Source organism: Longimonas sp., from assembly GCF_040409695.1.
GTDB lineage: Bacteria > Bacteroidota > Rhodothermia > Rhodothermales > Salinibacteraceae > Longimonas.
This window is the reverse complement of sequence record NZ_JARWGJ010000045.1, coordinates 17,523-39,264: the sequence shown is the minus strand read 5'-3', so window position 1 is coordinate 39,264 and position 21,742 is coordinate 17,523. Positions and strand designations below refer to the sequence as shown.

Genomic DNA, 21,742 nt, shown 5'->3' with positions numbered 1-21,742 from the left:
CCTACAGTCCGCCAATTATGTTTAGCCTGCCAATCACCGATCCGGTTCTTGTTTTTGCTACGGTGATGCTCATCGTGCTTCTGGCCCCGATTCTGTTTCGGCGGCTGGGGCTCCCCGGTATTGTGGGGCTTATCGTTGCAGGAGCCGTCGTCGGGCCCAACGCCATCGGTCTGCTGGAGCGGGGAGACACGTTCGAGCTACTGGGCACGGTTGGCCTGCTCTACCTCATGTTCACGGCAGGGCTGTCGATGGACCTGAACCAGTTTGCGCAGCAGAAGTCGCGTAGCTTTGTGTTCGGGCTTATCTCATTTCTGATGCCACAGCTTCTGGCGCTGGGTATTGGTACGATGCTGCTCGGGTGGGACGTCATGACGGCTCTGCTGGTAGGGGCAGTGGTGGGCTCGCATACGCTTCTGGCGTATCCCATTGCGGAGCGACTGGGCATCACGAAGAACCCGGCTGTGACCATGACCATGGGGGGCACCATGGTAACCGATCTTGTGTCGCTTCTCATACTTGCTATTGTGTCGGCTCTGGTTTCGGGCGAAAGTGGCGTGTTGTTTTGGACACAGTTTGCAACGCTGGTAGTGGCCTATGGACTCGTCATCTTCTTCGTGCTTCCGCGCATAGGACGATGGTTCTTCCAGGGCTCTGATCGCCAGGCCGACATGGAGTTCATCTTTCTGCTGGCAATCGTATTCGTTGCGGCCTACGCTGCCGAGCTGGTCTACCTGGCTCCCATTATCGGGGCGTTCATGACGGGTATCGCCCTCAACCGTCTGGTGCCCGAGCGCAGCGCGCTCATGCTGCGTATCAAGTTCGTGGGGGATGCGTTGTTTATCCCCTTCTTCCTGATCTCGGTCGGTATGCTGGTGGATGCGGCGGTGCTTGTGCAGGGACTCGACGTGTGGATTATGGCGATTGTGCTTACCTTTATGGTGTGGGCAGGTAAGTTTCTTGCTGCACAGGGTGTGCAATGGATCTACGGCTACTCGAGCACGGAGCGTTGGGTGATCTTCGGACTGTCAACACCGCAAGCCGCTGCAACACTGGCGGTTACGCTCATCGGATTCGAGATCGGACTTTTTGATGAGGCGCTGGTCAACGCAGTCATCCTGCTTATCGTTGCGACCAGTGTGCTCGGTCCATCGCTTGTCGAAAAGTACGGACGCGAGCTTGCTCTGCAGGCTGAACGCGAAGCCTATTCCCCGTCGGAGGTGCCCCAGCGCATCATGGTGCCGCTGTCAAATCCGGAGTCGGCCGATGATCTAATGGATGTGGCCGTTCTGCTGCGTTCGGGGACCTCCGATGAGCCCATCTATCCGACTACTGTAGTGCGAGATGGGCCCAACGTAGAGGAAGGGGTAGCCCGGGGCGAGTCGATTCTGAGCAAGGCCGTCATTCAAGCAGCGGCTGCCGAGGTGCCGGTTGTGCCGAGTACACGGGTCGACTACAACGTGGTTGATGGTATGGTGCGCGCCATCAAAGAGGAGCGAATCTCCACGGTCGTTATCGGATGGCAGGGCACAAGCTCGGCACGCGAGTACATCTTTGGAAGCATTCTCGACCAGTTGCTGGAGCGCACTCGTCAGATGGTTATTGTGAGCCGCTTCAAGCAGCCGATGAACACCCACACGCGCATGGTGCTGGCCGTGCCGCCCTACGCCGACCGCGAATCGGGCTTTGGGGATGCCATGCGCGCCCTCAAGGTGCTCTGCAATCAGGCCGGACTTGAACTGGTGGTGGTTGCTGCCGAAGCGTCAATGCGTCCGCTCGCAAAGCGCATCGATGCGACTAAACCCTCGCTGCCCTGGTCATCGGTCTCCATCGACCGCTGGGCGCAACTGGTCTCAAAACTGGATGAGATCGTAGAGCCAGAAGACCTGCTGGTCCTTATGAACGAGCGTGAGGGGTCGATCGCCTGGCGGCCGGGGCTCGACCGACTGCCAGGGGTCATCGCGCAGCGATTCGAAGAGCATACGTTTCTGACAGCCTACATGTCTGAAGAAGCCTTCCGGCCCGGACAGTCCGGACGTCTCGAACGGGTCGACCCGGCTGTGCTTGCAGAGGCCGTGCGTCCCGAGTGCGTCGTAATGGGCGTGCAGCAAGAGACGACGCCCGACGTGCTGCGCCACATCATGCGCTGCGCATTGGGCAATCAGCCCGACACTATTGAGGCGGTGCTTCCCAAGCTGCTCGACGCGGATGGCTACGCGCCTGAGCTGCGCCCCGGTGTGGTGCTGTATGCGGCGCACACGCGCCACGTCGAGACGACCTCGCTGCTGGTGGGCATCAGCGCAGACGGTGTATCGCCAAAGCAGACCAGCCAGCCGGCTCACATCGTGCTCGTGCTGCTCGTACCCCGTACGGTGCCGACCGATGCGTACCTGCAGCGCCTGGCTGCAGCAGCGGAGCTCATTCAGACCGAAGAGGTCGTTGAGGCGCTACGCACCGCTGAAACGTCCAAAGGCGCCCGCAAGCTGCTGCTGGAGCATACCCGAACCGTGCCCGTGGAGGGCTAAGGAGACGCAATACATGTCGTGTAAGGCTGCTGCGGGTTCTTAACACACAGCGCGTTTACCTGTGAGCCTATCGTACGTGCTGCACCGCCAGCACATCGGCCAGTACGCCGCCAGCGGTTACGGCCGGGCCGGCGCCCGGTCCTTTTATAGTGAGGGGCGATTCGTTGTAGCGGGATGTGGTTATGTGGAACAGGTTGTCCTGGCCATCCAGACGCCCGAATTCGGCATCCGAAGGCACGGCCTCTACGCCCACGCGGATGCCGGAGCCAGGAACCCATTCGCCGACGTACTGGAGCACCGCGTCACGAGTGGCTGCCTCTGCGACCCGCTCCTGCCACTGCTCGTTCACTGTGCCGAGGTGCCTGCGAAACGCCAGAAGGGGAAGGTCACGGAGGTTGTCGGGTACGAGCGACTCCACCTCCACGTCATCACGCTCAATAGAGGCACCCGCCGTGCGTGCCAGAATCATAAACTTGCGGGCGACATCTTCCCCAGACAGGTCGTCGCGCACATCCGGTTCGGCGTATCCTTTTTGGATAGCGGCCTCCACCGCCTCGCTGAAGGAGTCGCCCTTGCGCATCCGGCTGAACACAAACGTGAGGGTGCCCGACACCACACCGCGAATGGTCTGGATGCGGTCGCCGGTGGCACGCAGATCGCGCACCGTGCGCACCACGGGCAGTCCGGCACCTACGGTGGTCTCGTAGCGATACTGCACGTTCTGCTGGGTGGCCGTTCTATGAAGCCGGTCGAAGGTGTCCTGAGAGCGGGTGTTAGCCAGCTTGCTGGGCGTCACAACATGGATGCCCGCCTCCAGCAACGTTGTGTAGTGGTTGGCCACATCCGGATGGCCGGTGGCGTCCACGAACACGAGTGGACGCGGGGCATGCTCAATGAGGCGCTCCAGCACAGCGGGCCAGTGCAGCGTGCTGCCGTGTTCAAGGTGATGCTCGACCGCACTTGGCGTAGGATGAGGGGGCGTCCAGGCGGCGTGGGTGGAGGTGCAGGCGCCGATGAGGCGGGGACGCTGTGCATCCCCTTGTAATTCGGTAAGCTGATAGAGCAATGCCGTGCCTACCGATCCGACGCCTGCAAGGTAGAGGGAAAGTGGTTTGGTAGCGCGTTGGGCAGGTCGTGCTGGGGATGGGGCGGTGCGTGATATTGGCATAGAGAGACGAAAGTAGTGAGGCAAACGAAAGTTAGCGGGCTAAAGCGGAAGCGTGCGTGTCCTGCCACTGGGTAATCATCGCGTTCAGATCTTCCAGCTCAATGAGGAACGCGTCGTGTCCGTGCGGAGACGATAGCACCTGCAGTTCAGCGTTTGGCAGATGCGCGGCCAACTCCTCCTGCTCGGCAAGCGGATACAGCACATCCGAGTCGATGCCGATGACCAGGGCGGGCTGCTCGATGCGGGTTAGCGCATCGGGGTAGGCGCCACGATCCCGCGACACATCGTGCGCATCCATCTGCTGGGTGAGGTGCACGTAGCAGTTGGCATCGAACCGATCTACGAGCTTGTCGCCCTGGTAGCGCAGATAGCTTTCCACCGCAAAGGGTGGGTTGGTCGTGCCGTTCTCCGACTGACGCGTGCGTCCAAATCGCTCCTGAAATGAGGCATGCGAGCGATACGACACCATCGCCATGGTTCGTGCTGCAGCGAGTCCGCTGCGTGGCGGGTCGTTCGGGTCGTACGCGCCGCCGTTCCACTTCGGATCGGCGTAGATAGCCTGGCGCTGGGCCTCGCTCCACCCGATCTGCCACGGCGTGTGGCGACCGCCCACCGCAATGGGCACGATACGCTTTACCAGCGGATCACCCGCTTTGGTGCGTTCAAAAGCCCACTCAAGCACATGCATACCGCCCATCGACCCGCCGATGGCATAGCGCACGCGCTGCACGCCCAGGTGCTTGAGCAGGTGACGATGCAGGGCTACGGTATCGCGTGGGGTGAGCGCTGGAAAGTCGGCGCCGTAAGGATTACCGGTTTCCGGGTCGGGAGTCACTGGCGACACCGAGCCGTAGGGCGAGCCGGGCACATTCGCACAGAGAATAAAGTCGCGCTCCGGGTCGAGGGCCCGCCCGGCGCCCAGCAGGGGCCCCCACCAGTCGTCGACGTTCGTATCTCCCGTGAGTGCGTGGCAGACGATCACAGCATTGGTGCCCGAGGCGTTGAGGCGCCCCCAGGTCCGGTAGGCAATGGGCACATCGTGGAGTGTGGTGCCTGCTTCGGTGGTAAAGGTCGGGTGGATGTACGTAGAAGGCATGGCACTGGCTGGATTAGAACCACCCACGGCAGCGGAGCGCCCCCCGAAGAGACCACTCCGCTGCGTGCGTGAAGTAGAGAGGGCGCGATTACGCGGCGACCGGTAGCTTCGCCAGGGCCTGCGCAAAGTCGGCGGTGATGTCGTCGATATGCTCAATGCCGACGGACACGCGCACCAGGTCGGGCTCCACACCCGAGGCTTTCTGCTCTTCTTCGGTGAGCTGCTGGTGCGTGGTAGAGGCCGGGTGGATGACGAGCGTTTTGGCATCGCCCACGTTGGCGAGGTGGCTGGCCAGTTCGACGTTTTCGACGAACGCCTGTCCGGCTTCGGCGCCTCCTTTCACGCCAAAGCTGAGCACGGCCCCGTATCCATTCTGCAGATAGCGGTTGGCGCGCTCGTGATACGGATGGTCTTCGAGTCCGGGATAGCTGACCCAGTCAACGGCGTCGTGATCCTGGAGCCAGCGGGCGAGCGCGAGAGCATTGTCGGCGCTGCGCTGCACGCGAAGCGAGAGGGTTTCGAGGCCTTGCAGCAACAGGAACGACCCAAACGGATTCTGGGCCGGACCGAAGTCGCGGAGGCCTTCTACCCGAGCACGAATGGCAAATGCTACGTTGGCGCCGAGCACGCCATCGGGACCGAACGTCTCCCAGAACTTGAGTCCGTGGTAGTTCGGGTTCGGTTCGGTGAATTCAGGGAACCGTCCGTTATTCCACGGAAAGGTGCCCGCATCCACAATGACGCCGCCAATGGTCGTGCCATGCCCACCAATCCACTTGGTAGCGCTCTCGGTGACGATGTCGGCGCCATGGTCGATGGGGCGGCACAGGTAGCCGGCTGCGCCAAAGGTGTTGTCGACAACGAGCGGTACGCCGTGGTCGTGGGCAATGTCGGCGATGCGTTCAAAGTCGGGGATGTTGAAGCGCGGGTTGCCAATGGCTTCGAGGTAAACAGCCTTCGTGTTCTCGTCAATCAGCGACGCGATGGAGTCGGGATCATCGCCATCGGCAAAGCGGCCTTCGATGCCCAGACGGGGCAGCGCATTTTTAAGCTGATTGTATGTGCCGCCGTACAGGTAGCTGGTGGCCACGATGTTGTCGCCTGCTTTAGCCAGCGCGTTAAACGTGAGAAACTGTGCTGACTGTCCGCTCGCAGTAGCCACCGCTGCAACGCCGCCTTCGAGGGCAGCCACGCGCTTCTCGAACACATCATTTGTGGGGTTCATGATGCGCGTGTAGATGTTGCCGAACTCCTTCAGCGCAAAGAGATCGGCGCCGTGCTCGGCATCGTCGAAGGTGTACGACGTGCTGGCGTAGATAGGAACAGCGCGGGCGTTGGTCGCCGGGTCGGGCTCCTGCCCGGCGTGCAGCTGTAGCGTTTCGAAGCGCGGTGTGCGCTCGGAAGAGGGTTCGGGCGAGGACGCGGCGGTTGAATGTCCGTTTGTGCTCATGGCTCTGGGGGTTGGAATCGAGAAAATCGAGAGCCATCCAGAAGACCAGAGCGAGCGGGGCGGAGCGCGGAGTCCGGATTCGAGATCTGCCAGTGCGGCGGGACATGAAAAATCCCCAACCGCAAGGAGCAGATGGGGAATCAGCGTCAAAGCTGCGATATGCAGACAGATGACGCAATCCACTCATCTTTCCTCGCGTAATGCGAGGCAGGAGGTAGCACCTTTCCACAGCCGAGGCTATGGCGGTTGCCAGGGTTTCGCAGGGCCTACTCCCTCCACCCTTCTGGATGAATGTGCTAACAACAACAGTATGTCATAGTACCATCAAGTTTAAAGAGCAAACAGAAGGAAAGTCAAGTATCTTGATGTGAAGAAGTAGATACGAAGAGAGTGGGGTTGCACTCATGACTTTTTTCGGCTCAGAACGGGTAGGCGTACAGGGCCTTTGGGGGAAAGCGCTACACAAGATAGTGAAGCATCGGTCAACAGCTCCGATCCGGTGGCATGTGGCGGAACCGTGCGGCGAAGAAGGCTTAATGTATCCCTGCAAAAACACTGCCCCGTGGCTCAATTGGCAGAGCATCTGGTTCTGGTCCAGAGGGTTGATGGTTCGAGTCCATCCGGGGCAGCACTCTTTTCTCACCTCTCTCTATCGAATCTGCTACGCAGTCGAGTCGTGGCTTTCGCTCTGTGGGTTTCAAGCTGCAGCTTGTTTTTGCCCGTGAGGTCTCTCTCAGGTTCCCCCGTCTGCCTGACTCCTACGCATAGGCCGGAAAACCTGTACGCCGTAGTCCCGGCCCTGCTGGACGTTGATCTTTGTGGACACAGACGGATGTAGTTCAGAATGAAGGCCCGAGTGCTATGCGAGCTACATACGGACCTGCAGCCGCCGATGTCATGATGGCCATGCGCATGGGACCGATGAAGGTGTCGGCCCCAAGAATAAGTCCACCTCCGTGATCAAACGCAGCAGGGTCTGCGACGAACGTCCATATATCGGGAGTGCGGGCAGCGTTCCACTGGGCTTTTACGTACGCATCATCCCGGACCTGGACTTGCAGGGCGGCCCCGATTCGTTGTAGATGAGGGCTGCTCTTCTGTTGCACCTGATAGCCAAGCAGCCGTTCGTCAGAGCCTGTTTGGGTTTTGGTTTGATGGCGAGAGCGAGCGCCGCTGTGGCGAAAATTGGACCATGATAGAGGTTCGTAGCCGGGGTTACGGGCCGATATCGAGGACAATTTGCAGCCCAGCGGAGCCGCTCGCAGCCCAAATTAAGAAATCAAAACAGGCTCTCATAGTACCGCTGTTCAAGAAGCCGCTGGCGCCGTGGTGGCGTGTCGCTGAATGCCTCAAGCCAGTTCCGCTCACGCGCTATCTCTTCTGACTGGCGAGAAGAATATCCAGTTGCGTACAGTCCGCCGATAACGGCCCCCATGCTCGTGCCTGCTACCACGTCTGCTGAAACGCCGGCGGTTTCAAGCGCCTTCAGCACGCCGATGTGTGCGAATCCCTTTGCACCGCCCCCGCTCAGCGCAATGCCAATGGTCACGTCTTCATGTTCGGGATGCGGAAATAGCAGCGGGGCGGGCTGACTGTGGACCTGAGGAGAAAAATGACCATCAGCAGGCCAGCAAGCAAGGCGGATAGCTGGCCAATGTGCTGACATGCGGTGCGGTGCGCATCCACCATAGTAAAGCAGGGCGTAAAAAACATGAGCAAGAACATCAGCAGCCACACAGAAGCGGCTTCCCTGCATCATACAAAGAAGCCGCCTGATTGTACAGCTGCTATCATGTAGCCGCTGTTGTAGAGCCGCTGGGGTATCGCGATGCCGCCCTGCTCGCTAAAAGGTCGTCTTTACACCGACGAGGAAGGTGCGGGGCATGCCAGGGCGCACACCAGCCGGACGCCGGGCGACGGCGTACTCGTTGTCGGTGAGGTTGCGTAGGCTCCCGAACAGACGGGTGTTTGCGGAGATGGCATACTCGGCAGAGAAATCCATCACAAAGAAGCTGTCGATTCGCTCATTCGGAGCGGGGGTGCCAGCGCCTGCTACAGTGCGAACTTCGTCTACAAAGCGTCCGGTAAGGCGCATACTGAGTCCATGAAGTCCGTCAACGCCTATGTTAGCGGCGAGCTGATTGTCGGGGAGATACGGAAGTTTGAACCCTTCCTCAACTTCGCCCCAGGCTCCGAAATCGCTATCGAAGGTCGTCTGGAATTCTGCGTTGTTGTACGTGTACGTCAGTTCCAGTGGAATAGAGAACGACGTGTTCAGGGGCAGTCCGAGGTTGTACCCGCCAGTGAACTCAACCCCGAAGACACGGGCATCGCCTCCGTTAAAGGTGTCGCCCGAAGGGTCGCCGCCGATGGCTGCAAGATCGCGTCCGAGCAGGTTTGAGTAGTCGTTGTAGAAGCCAACGACCTCAGCACGGAGCCCCTGTGCTTCGTAGCGCGTTCCCAGCTCGTAGTTGACGCTGTTTTCAGACTGTGCGCCGGGGTTGGATCCGGGCACGGCAAATCCGCGGTGCACACCAGCGAACAGTCTCCAGGCGGGATTTACGTCATAGTCGACGCCGATGCCCGGAATCCAGACCGTGCCGGAATTCTGGCGCGTGCCGGTAGGCGGAGCTGTGCGGGCACGCCCTTCCTCCGTGTCGGTAGCCCACTCAGTACGGTTCAGTTCGAAGTCTTCGACACGGAGTCCGGGGGTAACCGTGAAGGGGCCGCGTTCCAGCGTATACTGTACGTATCCGGCCAAGGCGGTTGCATCCTGAACGCGATTGCTTTCCTCGCCGGGTATGCCCTCGCGCTGCAGTTCCATGACGCCGCGCGCCCCCATGCGGTAGTCATCCTCCCACTGGAAGCGGTCGATCTCGTCCTGGTGGTAGCGGCCGCCCACTTCAACTTCATGCGCGAAGCTGCCGGTTTCGAACTGCAGCCCAATAGCCGTCTGAATCCCTTGTGAGTAGTACTCGCGATTGTTGTTTTTAACGAGCAAGCTGCCGCCGGTCTGGTCTCCTCGTGTAAGGGCAAGTTCATCGGCATATGTGTCGGGGTCGGCGAGAATGCTGCTGATGCCAACGCCATTCACCGAATCCAGCTTATACCAGTTGCGCTGAAAATCGATGCGGTACAGCGTTGTCGTGATATCAAGGTTGGCGGTTGGCTGAATGACATGTTGGGCCTGCAGGCGGCTATGCTCCGTATTCATGACGTCATTCTGTGACCCGGCGTACCGGGAGAACGGAGACCGGTTAAAGTCGTCCTGCGTCAGTCCGAGGTAGGTCTCGTTCGAGGTCTCGGTAGTGCGCGATGCCGTGAGGGTAAGCGACTGCGGGAGGCGTGCGTCGGGGCTTGTGTTGACGCGTGCCTTGGCGAGGTAGTCCTGCTTGTCAAAGCCGGTGCTGTAGTCGAGTCCAGCGTTGGCATTGGCAAACCCGTCGATGGACTTGAAGCCGTCGGCCCGTGATTGAAAGGTTTCGACCAGGTAGCCGAAGTTTTCGAACGAGTCGCCTACGTGCGCATGGAGCTGGCGCTCCTGGTCGCTGCCGGCGAGCGCATTGACGCGGCCTCCAAACTCATCAGGGATGGGCGTTGAAAGAAAGTTGAGGGCGCCTCCGGTTGTAAAGGGACCTGTTTTGATCTGACTCGACCCTTTACGGATCTCCACCGCGTGGGCGCGGCCCATCGTGGGAAAGTAGTAGGCGGCGGGGGCTGAGTAGGGCGCAGGAGCGGCCAGCACGCCGTCTTCCATCACAGTGATTTTGCTGCTGCGCTCGGCACCGGTGCCACGCATCCCGATGTTAGGCCGCAGTCCGTAGCCCTCCTCATCGACGGTATAGACTCCGGGCACGCCGTCGAGCAGGCGGTGGATGTCGGTGTATTCGTGTACGCCAAGCTCTTGCGGGCCGATGTACTGAGCCGATCCGGGAATGCCATCGAGGTTGCGAAGGCCGCCGGTGAGCGAGGCGCGTCGCACGAGCACCTCAGAGAGCGTAACATCCGAAGGCACGAGTGTAATGGAGAGTGATTCCGTGTCGCCGCTGGCTACGGCTACGGTTTCGGTAGCGCGTTCGAATCCTACCGAGGATACTTCGATCTGATACGTGCCAGGCGTCAGCGAGAGCGTGAATGCGCCCTCCGCATCGGTGGCAGTTCCTGCAGATGTGCCGTCATCGGATGTGGGCTCGGCAATGACGTTAGCCCCAGGAAGCGGCGTGCCGTCTTCCTCTTGCACGGTTCCGCTCAGGGTTGCTGTGTCAGCGCTCTGTCCATACGCGGGAAACGCCTCGGTGCCAACCCCAGCCCATCCGATCACCAGTGCTATGGCGACAACGAGACGTTTCCACGCGTAACTCTGTCTGTCCGTACTCATAAATTAGATGCTTATCAAAAAACGTAGTGGTAAAAGAGCGAGCAATTCGTCTTGCGTTTCCGTTGATTGGAACGCAGAACCCGTCGTTTATCAGCGATTCGACTCCAACATAAGCCTTAATTTAGACTGAGTCTACATAGAGATAGGTAAAAAATGTGAAGGGTGTGGCAAGAACGTGTGTAATGCGTTACCGCGGAAATGGGTGTGCATTGAACACGTTGAATGCCATACACGCTGTACCGCAACTCACAAAGCTTCTGATACGACGACACGATTTGACCTATGACTATTGCTCCTGTAACGAGCGCCGACGATTTTGAGCAAGTGCGCGCTATTCGAACGGAGGTATTTATTGAAGAACAAGAGTGTCCGCCCGAAGAGGAGTGGGATGGCCACGACGATACGGCGCGGCACGTGCTTGCACGGCTGGAGGATGGTACACCCGTTGGCACGGCGCGCTGGCGCACGGTGCCACATGACGAGGGGTTAGCGGCCAAGCTTGAGCGCTTTGCTGTACGGGCCCCGCATCGTGGCGAGGGCATTGGTACGCTCCTCGTACAGTACGTTATGGAGGATGCGCGGCAAGCCGGATTTGAAACGCAGAAATTGCATGCGCAGGCTCGCCTTGAAACGTACTATGCCCGCTTCGGCTTTGTCTCGACAGGCGAGCGCTTCACCGAAGCGGGCATACCACATGTAGCGATGGTCCGGACCGGTACGTCTTCTTCCGCTAAACGCTCAGGCTCTTCGCTGGCGGTAGGTGGAACCGGCGAAGCGTCGTCGTAAGACGCCATACGCCAGATGGAATAGCGTAACCAGTACGGGGACGGTCCATTCGGAGCTTATCGGAGTTTATTCCTGGTCGTCGGGATCAGACAGCGGGATAACTTCCGGGTTCACGCGAAGTTGGGCCTGCCCCTTAAGATCGTCAAGCGCAGTGTCGAAGGCCTCCTGCTCCTGATCTTGCATGAGTGCCTGGCGGGCCTGGTCGGTATCCATAGGCTCGCCGTAGTCAACCAGCTGGATGACGTGGAAGCCAAACTGGGTGCGTACCGGTTCCTGAACGAGCTCCCCATCTTCTTCAAGGGCAAACACCGCATCAGCGAAAGGCTCAACCATGCGGTCGCGGGTGAAGTATCCGAGGTCGCCCCCACGCTCGCCGGTAGGACCGTCGCTGTACTCGCGGGCAAGCTCCTCAAAGTCGGCGCCATCGTTGAGCTGATCAATGAGATCCTGGGCACGCTGGCGCGCATCCGCAACCTCCTCTTCGGGCGCCCCTTCGTCGGCGCGAATCAGAATGTGGCGAGCACGCAGGTTACGCTGTTCAGCAGCGTATTCTGCAATCTCCTCGTCAGAGGGCTCAACGGCGGCGGCTTCGGCGGCCAGTTCATCGCGAAGCTGCTGTACCTGCGCCTGCTCAGCGATCATGCTTCGCAGCGAGTCGATGGTGATACCGGCTGTGTCGAGCGCATCTTGAAACTCTTCTTCACTTGGAAACTGGCTGCGCTGCTGCTCCATCTGCTGGTCAACGAGATCGGCATCAGCTTCCACGCCGCGTGCCTGGGCCTCGCCCCGCAGCACATGATCACCCACGTACTGGTCGAGCATCATGCGATGCAGTTCGTTCATCTGGTCGCCACTCTGCTGAGGCGGCATCGACTGCATGGCGAACTGCATCTGCTGCTGAAACTCGTCGGTACGCAGCGTGTCGGTGCCATAGTCAGACGACACAATCGCCGCAACTTCAGGGTCGCTGATGTCCGATTCTATGGGGTAAGCGTCGCCGTTTTCGCCGTTAGATGCGCCGTTTTCACCGCATCCGACGAGTACGAGCAAAAGCGCCAGGAACCCGCCTAAGATGCCAGACGGGCGCCGTAGAGAACGTAGAGTAGTCATAAGTCAATCTGTTACCAAAAGTATATTAACCGGGCATTGCGATGCCAAGCTACAGAACGGTTGCATGCACGCTATGCACACGCCGGTGTTTCTACGTGGGTATAAGATGCGGTCTTGCTGGCGGGACGTTTCGATGCTGTAGCGCGCACAGAGACGCGCGCAGAATGCTATGTGAACCGGAAGGGAAATGAGCAGCTTCCTTATCTGTATGGATATACTGTGCTTCGGTAGGTCCGAAAAAGCTCGTTTGTAAAATGCGAGTTAATGCGAAACTCAAGACGTGAGCATAGATCTTTTTTGTAGAGAAGCAAAAAGCAGTTTTCATGCTGCAACAAGTCCCCTCGAGGCGCTGACCCACTCCTGCCCCCCCCCTTGGGTCAGCGCCTCTTCTATGTGCTGTCGGTATTTTAGGCGGCTGGCCGTACCGGTCTCTGACAGTACCGGTCTATAATGACATAAGTCACTGCAGCGTGATGCTGTAGACGAGACCCTCACCCTGAGGCGGGACCCAGCTAATCAGTGCTACGCCGTTGTCGAGAGCCAGGGCGGCGCCGAAGTCGATCCGCCCCACATCGATAAAGCGGCGCTGGTGCCAGGTCCCCTCGTCGTCGCGTTGAAACGTGTACACAACACGATCGATGTTCACGTCCTGCTGGAGCTGCTCGTCGTATCCGGTGACCAGCGCCCAGTCTTCTTCTATGGCTACCGCCGATCCGAAGGCACCGTCGGCAAATGGGCGGTCGGGGCGCAGCACGGCGTCTTTACGCCAGGCTCCGGTAGGAGCACGGCTGTACAGGGTAGCGCGGCCCGAGTTGTCGGATTCGGCGCGGCTTTCTCCGACAATAAGCTGGTTGCCGTGCAGGTCGAGAGGAAGAAAGAAGTCGTCGCGTTCAGCCAGAATTGCGGTGGAGGTCCATTCTGGAGAGGCAGTGCTGGGGCGCTCAAACAGGTGGACAGCACCGGGCTGGCGCGCGAAGTACGTTGAGGCGGCTACGGCTACCCGCGTTCCGTCTACAGCGAGCGATCCGCCAAGCACGCCACGACCGAGGTCGCGGTCGGAGGTGAGTCGCGCCTCGCGCTGCCATTGATCGGTCTCCGCGTCATACCGAAACACGTATACAGATCCTCCGAAGCGGCCCTGGAAGTCGCCGGTGGTAGAGACAAACGCGCGGTCTCCGCTCAGCGCGAGATCTGCTCCAAAGGGGCCTTCCTGGAGATTGACATCGCCTGTGAGCATAGCGGTCTGCGTCCAGGTGGAATCGCTGCGGCGCTCGAAGACAAAAGCGGCATTCGACTGTGGATCGGCAAAGAACTCGCTGCTTGCGCCGATGAGTACCCGGTCGTCTTGAAGGGATACGGCGCTGCCAAAGAACGCATTCTCGCGGCAGGGGGTGGGGGTAAGGCGTGCAACGGGCGTCCACTGCCCCCACTCCGGGTCGCGCTCGTACAGATAGGCCGCGCCCGACTGCATGCCGCACACCTGCTCACTTGGGGCCCCGATCACGGCATGGTTGCCATCTATATCGACGGACTCGCCAAATCCCAGCGCTTCGACCGAGTCGGGCGGAGCCAGCGTGGTGATCTGTGCACCGGCCGGTAGCACCCCCAGCCCAAGCAGTCCGACGAAAAGCAGGAGGGATCGAAGGCGAGGGAAGCAGGAAGCAAACAGACGCATAGGCATGGGCATGGAAGCAGGTCTATGTGGCATCGATGGCCATAACATGCTCGCTGAGCGCCTCCCAGTCGGGGTAGAGGTCGGCAAGCTGGGCATCGAGCTGCTGGTAGCGCTCGGTGAGCTTGTGCATCTCACCGTCTTCAAGGGCATCGGGTTGCGCCATCTGCGCTTCCAGCTCCTCTTTTTGTGCTTCCAGCTCCATGATTTCCGTTTCCGTTGCTTCCATCTTCTGGCGCACCTGGTACGAGTTGAGATCCGCAAATGCGTCGTCGGGACGCTGCGGCGCGTGCTCAGAAGTAGGTGTCGTTGCGGCGCCCGACGTTTCGGAGGGGGCGTTCTGCGGAGCCGTGCCGTTGGAAGACGGTGTCGACCCAGAGGGTTCGGGGTTGAGTGCGGCTGCGGAGCCGTGCTCAATCTGCCACTGCATCTCGGAGTAGCTGCCGTGAAACACGCGCACATCGCCGTTTCCTACGCGCCACACGTGCGAGCAGACCTCATCGAGAAAGTAGCGGTCGTGGCTCACGATAATGCAGGTGCCGCTGTACTGCCTAATCGCGTCGATGAGCACATCTTTCGACTGGATGTCGAGGTGGTTCGTAGGCTCGTCAAGAATCAGCACGTTTGCAGGCGAGAGCAGCGTGCAGGCCAGCGCCACCCGGCTTTTCTCGCCTCCTGAAAGCACGCGGATCTCTTTGAATACGTCGTCGCCTGTAAACAGAAACGCGCCAAGCAGGGTGCGGAGCGTGGTGTCGGGGGTGCTTGGGGATACGCCGCGTACGGTCTCTATGATGGTGGCATCCATCGGAAGCGCGTCGGCCTGGTGCTGAGCAAAGTGCGCCAGCTGCACGTTGTGTCCTTCGCTGCGTTCGCCCTCAAAGGCCTCTGTGCCACGCAAGATACGCGCGAGCGTAGATTTTCCTGCGCCGTTGGGGCCGACGAGTGCAATCGTGTCGCCGCGTTCTACCGCAAGCGGACCCGCATCGTCAAAGACGCGCACGGGGCCGTTTTCGCCGGCATACGTTTTCGAGAACGAAGAGAGCTCCAGGGCTACGCGCCCAGACCGTGGCGGGTCGGGAAAGCGAAACGAGATGCGGTCTTCGGTATCAGGGGGAGGCGGGATGCGCTCCATCTTCTCCAGCTTCTTGATCCGACTTTGTACCTGCGCGGCCTTCGAGGCGTTGTAGCGAAAGCGCGAAATGAACTCCTCGATCTCGTTGATGCGCTTCTGCTGATTTTCGTACTCGGCCCGCCACTGTGCCCGTCGCTCCTCCCGTTCCTCCAGGTAATACGAGTACGAGCCGTCGTAGAGACTGAGCCGCCCGCGCGTCAGCTCAGCGATCTGTGTGACCATGCGGTCGAGCACATAGCGGTCGTGGCTCACCAGCACCACCGTGCCGCTGTACGACTCCAGGTACGTCTCAAGCCATGCGATGCTGTCGATGTCGAGATGGTTGGTTGGCTCGTCAAGCAGCAGCACGTCGGGGCGTTGCAGAAGCAGCTTCGCCAGCGCCACGCGCATGCGCCATCCCCCCGAAAACGACCGGAGGGGGCGCTCCATGTCGTCGGGAGCGAAGCCGAGTCCGGCCAGTGTGGCCTCGGTCTGCGAGCGGATGCGGTGGGCATCGCGGGCGTTGAGCTGCTCCTGCACCCGGCTGAGGCGGTCGAGCAGCTTCGCGTAGCGGTCGCTCTCGTAGTCGGTGGCCTGCTCCAGCTGCCTGGTGATCTTCTCCTCGCGCGCCTCAAGGGCCAACACCTCGTCGAAGGCCTGCAGGGCGGCATCGCGCACGGTCGCCTCGCCGGGCTGCTCGTTCAGGCTCTGCTCCAGGTAGCCAATCGTGGTTGCACCACGGTCTACACGCCCCGACTCCACCTCTTGCTCGCCCGTAATCACACGTAAGAGCGTGGATTTTCCTGCCCCGTTCGGGCCAACCAGCCCAATGCGCTGCCCCTCGTCGGGGATGGCCCACGACAGGTCGGTGAAGATCGGGGTGCCGCCGAAGATAACGGAGACGTTCTGCAGGTGAATCATGAGCGCAGGGGTAGTTGGATACGCGGTGTTGACTGCCGGGTAGGGCAGCGGGCAGCATCAGAAAAGCCCCACCGCGTTGCCACACGGGCAGCACAGGTGGGGCACAAGGGATGCAAGCAGCACACGCGGACGATCAGGGGAGAAGAACCTCTTCTTTGACAATGTGGGTAGCCGCCCAGAGCCTTTCGACGTCCACTGTTATCTATGCATCTGTAAAGCACCTGATGCATAGCCGCCGTGGCGCGATGAGGGTGCGTCTCCGCACGCCGGGCGGTGAGGCCTGCCGGCCAGTCCTGGAGGTAAGCTCCCTGAGGTATAGGTTGCAGATTCTTCTTTATCCAAATATCGCAGCGCGTGTGGCTGCTTGCGGATAAGCCTGTACCTATGGGCCGGGCGTACGTTTCGAACGGCGAGACAAGGTTCTGTGTATGTGCCGGTGCTGCAGTGGCAGATCACGACTCGCAGACAACGTAGTGCTGTGTCATACTTGAATGGTATAGCTCAGAATTGTTATTGCGAGGAGGACCTTGCGAGGAAGACCTTGCGACCGACGTGGCGCTGTGAGCGCATCGAACGAGTACCCCTTGTCCTGAGTGGCTGCATCCGACCTGAAAGCAATGAGATTGCGTCGCTCCGCTCGCAATGACAAGGTTGTGGGATTTCCTCGGCATGTTCGGGCACCCGCCCCCAAATCGACCTGCGGCACGCCGTGTAGGACACATCCTGTTCGGCTGCGGGTTAGCATGCAAGCACCGTCCGTACGCATCCCTCTACCGCCTGCTTTCCCCCTTTTCGACCCCTCCAGCACGCTATGGCTTCGCAACGAACTGCCCGCCTCTTTCTGCTCGCAGCTACGTTCGTTGTGGCTGTATGCATGGTGGTGCCGTACGGCATGTGGATGATCTATCCGTTTCAGCTTGTGGGCACGCTCGTACACGAGGCCGGACACGCACTGGCCGCCGTTGGTACCGGGGGAACGGTGGATCGCTTTGTGGTGCGCCTGGATACCAGCGGGTATGTGGGCTACAGAGGCGGAGCTCCTCTGATCGCAACGTCTGCCGGATATCTGGCCTCAGTCGGCGTGGGGGCGGCGCTGCTCATGGCGGGTGCCGTGCAGAAGCGATCTCGCGCAACGCTTCTCATCATGGCTGCAGGGCTGCTTATCGTGACGGTCGTGTTTAGCGGATACGGGGCGTCGCTCGTGGCGTTTGGGGCGTTCGTCGCCGGACTCGTGCTGATCGACCGGGCTCATGCATGGTCACGTACGCACAACGGGGCTCCGAAAAGCGACTCGCTGCTCACGCGGCTGCTGTACGGTGGCGGATTGCTGTTGGTAGGCGGAGCGCTTGTCTACATGTTCGCCACCCGTGGGCTGGTTTCGTGGATGGTAGGCGGACTGGCGGCGTTGGCGCTGCTGCTGGTTGCGACCTACGCCTCCCCGCGCTGGCAGCAGGGCGCGGTTATCTTTCTGGGGGTGCAGCTCGCACTCGATGGACTCAACAGCATCCAGACGCTCTGGAATCTGACACGATCAGGGCATTCGCACAACGATGCAGCGACCATGGCGGAGCTGACGGGGCTGCCGCCGGAGTTCTGGGCGCTTACGTGGGGGCTATTGGGTGTAATAGCTGTCGGTATCGCATTCGTGCGGTACTGGCGCCAATGAGGCGCCCCTGTAACAAAGCCAGGGGTCGCCGCGCTACGGCACCACGTTGCTACAGGGGCCCGTATGGGTAAATAGACAGCGTTGGCATCATCATGCCATCCTCCACACCGGTCTACACCGGCCACGTCTGCTGCGTCCAGGCCTGGTCCCAGAACATCCACTCGTAGCGGATGCTGGTCTGGAAGGCCTCTTTGGCACGAGAACGCGCCGCCCCATCTGCGGCATCGGCAAAGCGCTGCAGGCGACTCAGCAGGTTGGCCATGTAGTCGTTGAACTCCGGGTCGCGGTACATGGCCAGCCAGTCGGCATAGGGGTGATCGTCGGGAATAGCGCCCATCTCTGCTTCCATGCGCTGCCCCAGCTCGATGTAGAGCCACGGGCAGGGCGTGAGCGCCGCCACGGCCTCTACGAGCGAACCACGCTGGGCGACGCTGATCATGTGATCCTGGTAGGCGCGGTTGTTGGGCGTGAGCGTGAGCGCAGCGATATCGTCGGCGTCGTAGCCGAGCTGCTCCCCGTATCCAGCGTGCAGCTCGCCCTCTACAACGAGCGCCATGCGGGCCGCATCAATGAACCAGAGCTTGTCGTCGGGGTCGGGGCAGCGCGTCGAGATGAGCGCAGCCGCATCCGAAAAGGCCTCCAGGTAGCGGGCGTCTTGCATCTGATAGAAGCGAAAGCGCTCCGCCTGCAGCGTGCCCTGGGCCAGCGCCTGCACGAACGGGTGGTCGAACGAAGCTCCCCAGCTGTCGCGGGCGGCATCTACGCAGGCCGCGGCAAACGGCGGCACCGGGTAGGCGCGGTCTACGGATACGTCGGAGAACGAGAGATTGGTGGTAACAGACATAAGGCGTGCTTGTGGTTTGGATGCGTAGGGATACCGACAAGCGAAGCCAGGAGAAATGCAGGGATGCGCAGCGCATGGGCTGCTCGAAGCTTCCTTCCGCCGGTGCGAACCGGATCAAGTTCAAGGGATCATCTCAGCCCGACCGTCTGTGCAGCGTGGTTTGACGACCACCATCCGCTCACACAGCCGGGCACTCCCAGCTTCGCTCATCTGAAAGTATATGAAACGTGCAACCGGCATGCAAACCGCCGGCCCGGACAGGCGCTACGAGTCCGAAACAGGCATCATGCTCGGCGGCATGAGCACGAGGGGATGCGGCTGATGCTCGATCATAAGGCGCAGGTACTCGACCATCGGGTCGTCGCGGTCGAGTGCGGGCGGGTCGGGGCGTAGCCAGCTGTCGATAGGAGCGGGAATGAATCGCCCGAAGCCGAAGAATCCGCTGATGGCGTTCACCTCCTGGACGACGGTGCGTGCCGGGTCGAGGCCGGCTGCGCGGTGGGCGGCCTCGATGGCGGTGTCGAGTCCGCCGATGGTGTCTACGAGATCGCGATCCTGCGCGGCGGGGCCGGTCCATACGCGGCCTTCGGCGGCATCACGCACCTGGTCTTCAGACAGGCCGCGGCCCTCGGCTACGCGTGTAACGAAGTCATCATAGAGCGCCATGATCTGGGCTTCGGCACGCTCGCGCTCCTCATCGCTCAGCGGGCGCGTAGGAATCTGCACGCCCAGCAGAGGCAGCTGGTAGCCGGTAAAGAGATCGGCACGGTCGCCGCGCTGCACCACGTCGTAGTCGAAGCCGGCGCGCTCGCTGAAGCCGTCGTCGTAGAACCAGCCGGCTACAACGCCGATGGAGCCGGTGAGGGTGGTCGGGCTGGCGTACACCTCGTCGCCATACATCGACACCCAGTAGCCGCCCGAGGCCGCGACCTGTCCCTGACTGATAATGACAGGCTTTTTCTCAGACGCATCGCGGAGCGCTTCGGCGACGAGGTCGGCTGCGAGCGGATCGCCGCCGGGCGAGTCGACCCGAAACACGATAGCGCGTACGTCGCTGCGTTCGGCGGCGTCGCGGATGGTTTCGCGGAGGGCACGGGCGCGCATCCCGCTGTCGAGCGACGTGCCGCCGATGCCGTACACAACGGCCACCACCGGCGGCGCCCCCCACTCGCGCGTAGCAGTCTGAATTTCGTTGAGGTCGCTCGACGAGAGGGGCGAGGTTTCCACTCCGGCGTGCTCGCTCAGCAGTTCGCTGCCATCCTCCCAGCGGCCCGTCGCATCTATCAGGCCGGCCTCTTCAGCCTCGCGAGCCCACAGAATGGTCTGCGTATCGACCAGCGCGTCGAAGGCATCGGCGCTGAGTCCGCGCGCGTCGATCACATCGCTTCGCACGGTTTCGTAGAACGCATCGATATAGTCCTGGCGCTGCTCACGCTCGGCCTCCGAGAAGTCGGTACGGTCGAACGATTCGAGGGCAGACTTATGCGAAAAGAGCCGCCAGTCGTCGACCTGCAGCCCGATTTGGTCGAGCGTTTCGGCAAAGAACGTCTGGCTGGCGGCGTAGCCGGGCAGGGTGAGGCGCCCGGTCGCATCCATAATCACGTGGTCGGCCACGCTGGCAATGTGATAAGTGTTCATGCCAGCGTTGTCGATGTACACGAGCACCGTTTTCCCGCGTGCCTGCAGGGCTTTGAGGGATTCGCGGAGCTCCCAGGCGAGCGCAGGTTGGATCTGCAGCCCCGACAGGTTCAGCGCCACCTGACGTACGCGGTCGGACGCGGCGGCCTGTTCGATAACACGCAGGATCTCGTAGAAGCGTGGGGGCGCGTCGCCCGAAAACGAGGCGAGCCGGCTCTGCTGGTAGCGAACCGAACCTGTGAGTTCAAGGGTAACGTGGGAGCGGTCGCGGTCGATGGCGTCGCTAATCGCGCTGGGCACGTGCGAGCCGAGCCGGATGCCGTACGTGCTGGAGGCGTAGTCCTGTTCGGTGTCGAAGCGCGCCTGACTGCTTGCGCCCAGGCGGCCCAGGCTCAGGCGGAGTCCGGCTGTGAACGTTTCGTTCTCGAAGTAGCGGCCGACCACCTCCAGTCCGGAGATAACCTCAGCGGACGCGCCTACGCTCCACGGGGCGTCTTGAATGGCATCGCCCTCGAAGAGAGCGGCATCGGCAAAGACGGTAAGGCGGGGTGAGCCCAACGGACGCACGCCTACTTCGGCGACGAACTCGCGATCGCTCGTTTCGAGCCCGATGTTGTAGACGCCGCCGACAGAGAGGTATCGGCTCGGACGCGACACAAAGCCTGTTGTGAGACGGTTCACGCGTCCAAGGGCCCGGCTGTCGCCAGTAAAGCCCTGGTAGCCTACGCCTACAGCAAACCGCCGATCGCCGCCCGCAAGTCCGACGTGGTAGCCAGTAGACTGCAGTCCAGCTGCACGGATTCGCGTCACGGAGCCGCTGAACCCGCCGAGCGAGGTGAACGCCCCCCAGTTCTGAACCGAGCCATGGTCGCGTCCGTCGGTTGACCAGAGCAGCTGCAGGCTGTTCGCTTGCACGGCAGGCAGCGCCGGGTTCGCAAAGCCGAGCAGGCCTTCATCGAATGCGGCGGGCGGGGCCGACAGGAAGTCGTACTGCGCATAGTACGACGCCATTGGCTGCGCCTGGGCAGAGGGCGATGCTACAGAGAGAGACAGAACTGCGATCAGGGCAAGCCCGATAGAGCGAAGGGAACGCATGGCAGCAGGGGGCGATGAGGGTGGGAGGGACGTATCGCACCATCAGAATACGAAGCGCCACGCATGCATGTCAATGGCATATCAATGATTTGCTGCTCAAGCGCGTAACGACTCCGGAAACGGATGGGGACTTTGCGCCTGCGCGATGGCAGGTGCCGGGACGCCTGCAGGCTGTGGAGGCGGCATAAGGATGTGCGTAGCAGCATGTGCGCTTCGCATCCCCCTGAATACGCTTCTGGGCAGATGCAGAGCGGCTGCGCCTTCGTGTCGGCCCGTAGCCCGAGC

Annotated in this window: 13 protein-coding genes, 1 tRNA gene, 1 pseudogene and 2 riboswitches; of the genes and pseudogenes, 4 read left to right on the top strand and 11 right to left on the bottom strand. The window is 61.0% G+C overall.

Features of this window, described 5'->3' with window-relative positions; translation table 11 throughout:
- Positions 1-17 precede the first annotated feature (17 nt).
- Complete coding sequence (locus tag PPP56_RS02575) at positions 18-2,522, top strand: cation:proton antiporter domain-containing protein (RefSeq protein WP_353562468.1); 2,505 nt, start codon at positions 18-20, stop codon at positions 2,520-2,522.
- 67 nt (positions 2,523-2,589) lie between these two features.
- Here the strand turns inward: PPP56_RS02575 and PPP56_RS02570 are convergent, their stop codons facing one another.
- From PPP56_RS02570 to PPP56_RS02560, 3 genes are all read right to left on the bottom strand, one after another.
- Entirely contained in the window at positions 2,590-3,690 is a 1,101-nt protein-coding gene (locus PPP56_RS02570; RefSeq protein WP_353562467.1) for a homoserine dehydrogenase family protein, read from the bottom strand.
- Between the two features lie 31 nt (positions 3,691-3,721).
- Positions 3,722-4,786 (bottom strand): homoserine O-acetyltransferase MetX, encoded by a 1,065-nt coding sequence (gene metX / locus PPP56_RS02565; RefSeq protein WP_353562466.1) that lies wholly within the window; start codon positions 4,784-4,786, stop codon positions 3,722-3,724.
- An 88-nt stretch (positions 4,787-4,874) separates the two neighbouring features.
- A complete protein-coding gene (locus PPP56_RS02560) occupies positions 4,875-6,236 on the bottom strand; it encodes an O-acetylhomoserine aminocarboxypropyltransferase/cysteine synthase family protein (protein ID WP_353562475.1) in 1,362 nt (453 codons plus the stop codon).
- A gap of 180 nt (positions 6,237-6,416) precedes the next feature.
- Positions 6,417-6,530, bottom strand: a riboswitch (SAM riboswitch).
- 262 nt (positions 6,531-6,792) lie between these two features.
- Between PPP56_RS02560 and PPP56_RS02555 the strand changes: the two genes are divergently transcribed.
- Positions 6,793-6,865: transfer RNA gene (locus PPP56_RS02555), tRNA-Gln, on the top strand.
- A gap of 210 nt (positions 6,866-7,075) precedes the next feature.
- Here the strand turns inward: PPP56_RS02555 and PPP56_RS02550 are convergent.
- The 3 genes and pseudogenes from PPP56_RS02550 to PPP56_RS02540 form a co-directional block, all read right to left on the bottom strand.
- Positions 7,076-7,474, bottom strand: coding sequence for a hypothetical protein (locus PPP56_RS02550; RefSeq protein ID WP_353562465.1), 399 nt, complete (start codon positions 7,472-7,474; stop codon positions 7,076-7,078).
- An 83-nt stretch (positions 7,475-7,557) separates the two neighbouring features.
- Positions 7,558-7,815, bottom strand: a pseudogene (locus PPP56_RS02545) (patatin-like phospholipase family protein); the annotation flags it as partial.
- Between the two features lie 264 nt (positions 7,816-8,079).
- Positions 8,080-10,614, bottom strand: a complete 2,535-nt coding sequence (locus tag PPP56_RS02540) for a TonB-dependent receptor domain-containing protein (protein WP_353562464.1) — start codon at positions 10,612-10,614, stop codon at positions 8,080-8,082.
- Positions 10,615-10,896: 282 nt separating this feature from the next.
- On the opposite strand from PPP56_RS02540, the gene PPP56_RS02535 reads away from it, so the two are divergent.
- On the top strand, positions 10,897-11,400 hold the full coding sequence (locus PPP56_RS02535; RefSeq protein WP_353562463.1) for a GNAT family N-acetyltransferase: 504 nt from the start codon (positions 10,897-10,899) through the stop codon (positions 11,398-11,400).
- Between the two features lie 66 nt (positions 11,401-11,466).
- On the opposite strand, the gene PPP56_RS02530 is transcribed toward PPP56_RS02535, so the two are convergent.
- The 3 genes from PPP56_RS02530 to PPP56_RS02520 form a co-directional block, all read right to left on the bottom strand.
- Positions 11,467-12,510, bottom strand: a complete 1,044-nt coding sequence (locus PPP56_RS02530) for a peptidylprolyl isomerase (protein ID WP_353562462.1) — start codon at positions 12,508-12,510, stop codon at positions 11,467-11,469.
- Positions 12,511-12,970: 460 nt separating this feature from the next.
- The gene (locus PPP56_RS02525) at positions 12,971-14,185 is read right to left on the bottom strand and encodes an FG-GAP repeat protein (protein ID WP_353562461.1); all 1,215 of its coding nucleotides are present in this window, start codon (positions 14,183-14,185) and stop codon (positions 12,971-12,973) included.
- A 22-nt stretch (positions 14,186-14,207) separates the two neighbouring features.
- Positions 14,208-16,214, bottom strand: a complete 2,007-nt coding sequence (locus PPP56_RS02520; protein ID WP_353562460.1) for an ATP-binding cassette domain-containing protein — start codon at positions 16,212-16,214, stop codon at positions 14,208-14,210.
- Positions 16,215-17,025: 811 nt separating this feature from the next.
- Here PPP56_RS02520 and PPP56_RS02515 point away from each other — a divergent pair.
- Positions 17,026-17,880: a M50 family metallopeptidase gene (locus tag PPP56_RS02515; protein ID WP_353562459.1), complete on the top strand. Its 855-nt coding sequence runs from the start codon at positions 17,026-17,028 to the stop codon at positions 17,878-17,880.
- Between the two features lie 112 nt (positions 17,881-17,992).
- Here PPP56_RS02515 and tenA read toward each other — a convergent pair whose 3' ends face one another.
- Both tenA and PPP56_RS02505 read right to left on the bottom strand, forming a co-directional pair.
- Positions 17,993-18,724 (bottom strand): thiaminase II, encoded by a 732-nt coding sequence (tenA, locus tag PPP56_RS02510; protein WP_353562458.1) that lies wholly within the window; start codon positions 18,722-18,724, stop codon positions 17,993-17,995.
- Positions 18,725-18,798: 74 nt separating this feature from the next.
- Positions 18,799-18,932, bottom strand: a riboswitch (TPP riboswitch).
- A gap of 56 nt (positions 18,933-18,988) precedes the next feature.
- The gene (locus PPP56_RS02505) at positions 18,989-21,457 is read right to left on the bottom strand and encodes a S49 family peptidase (RefSeq protein WP_353562457.1); all 2,469 of its coding nucleotides are present in this window, start codon (positions 21,455-21,457) and stop codon (positions 18,989-18,991) included.
- Positions 21,458-21,742 lie beyond the last annotated feature (285 nt).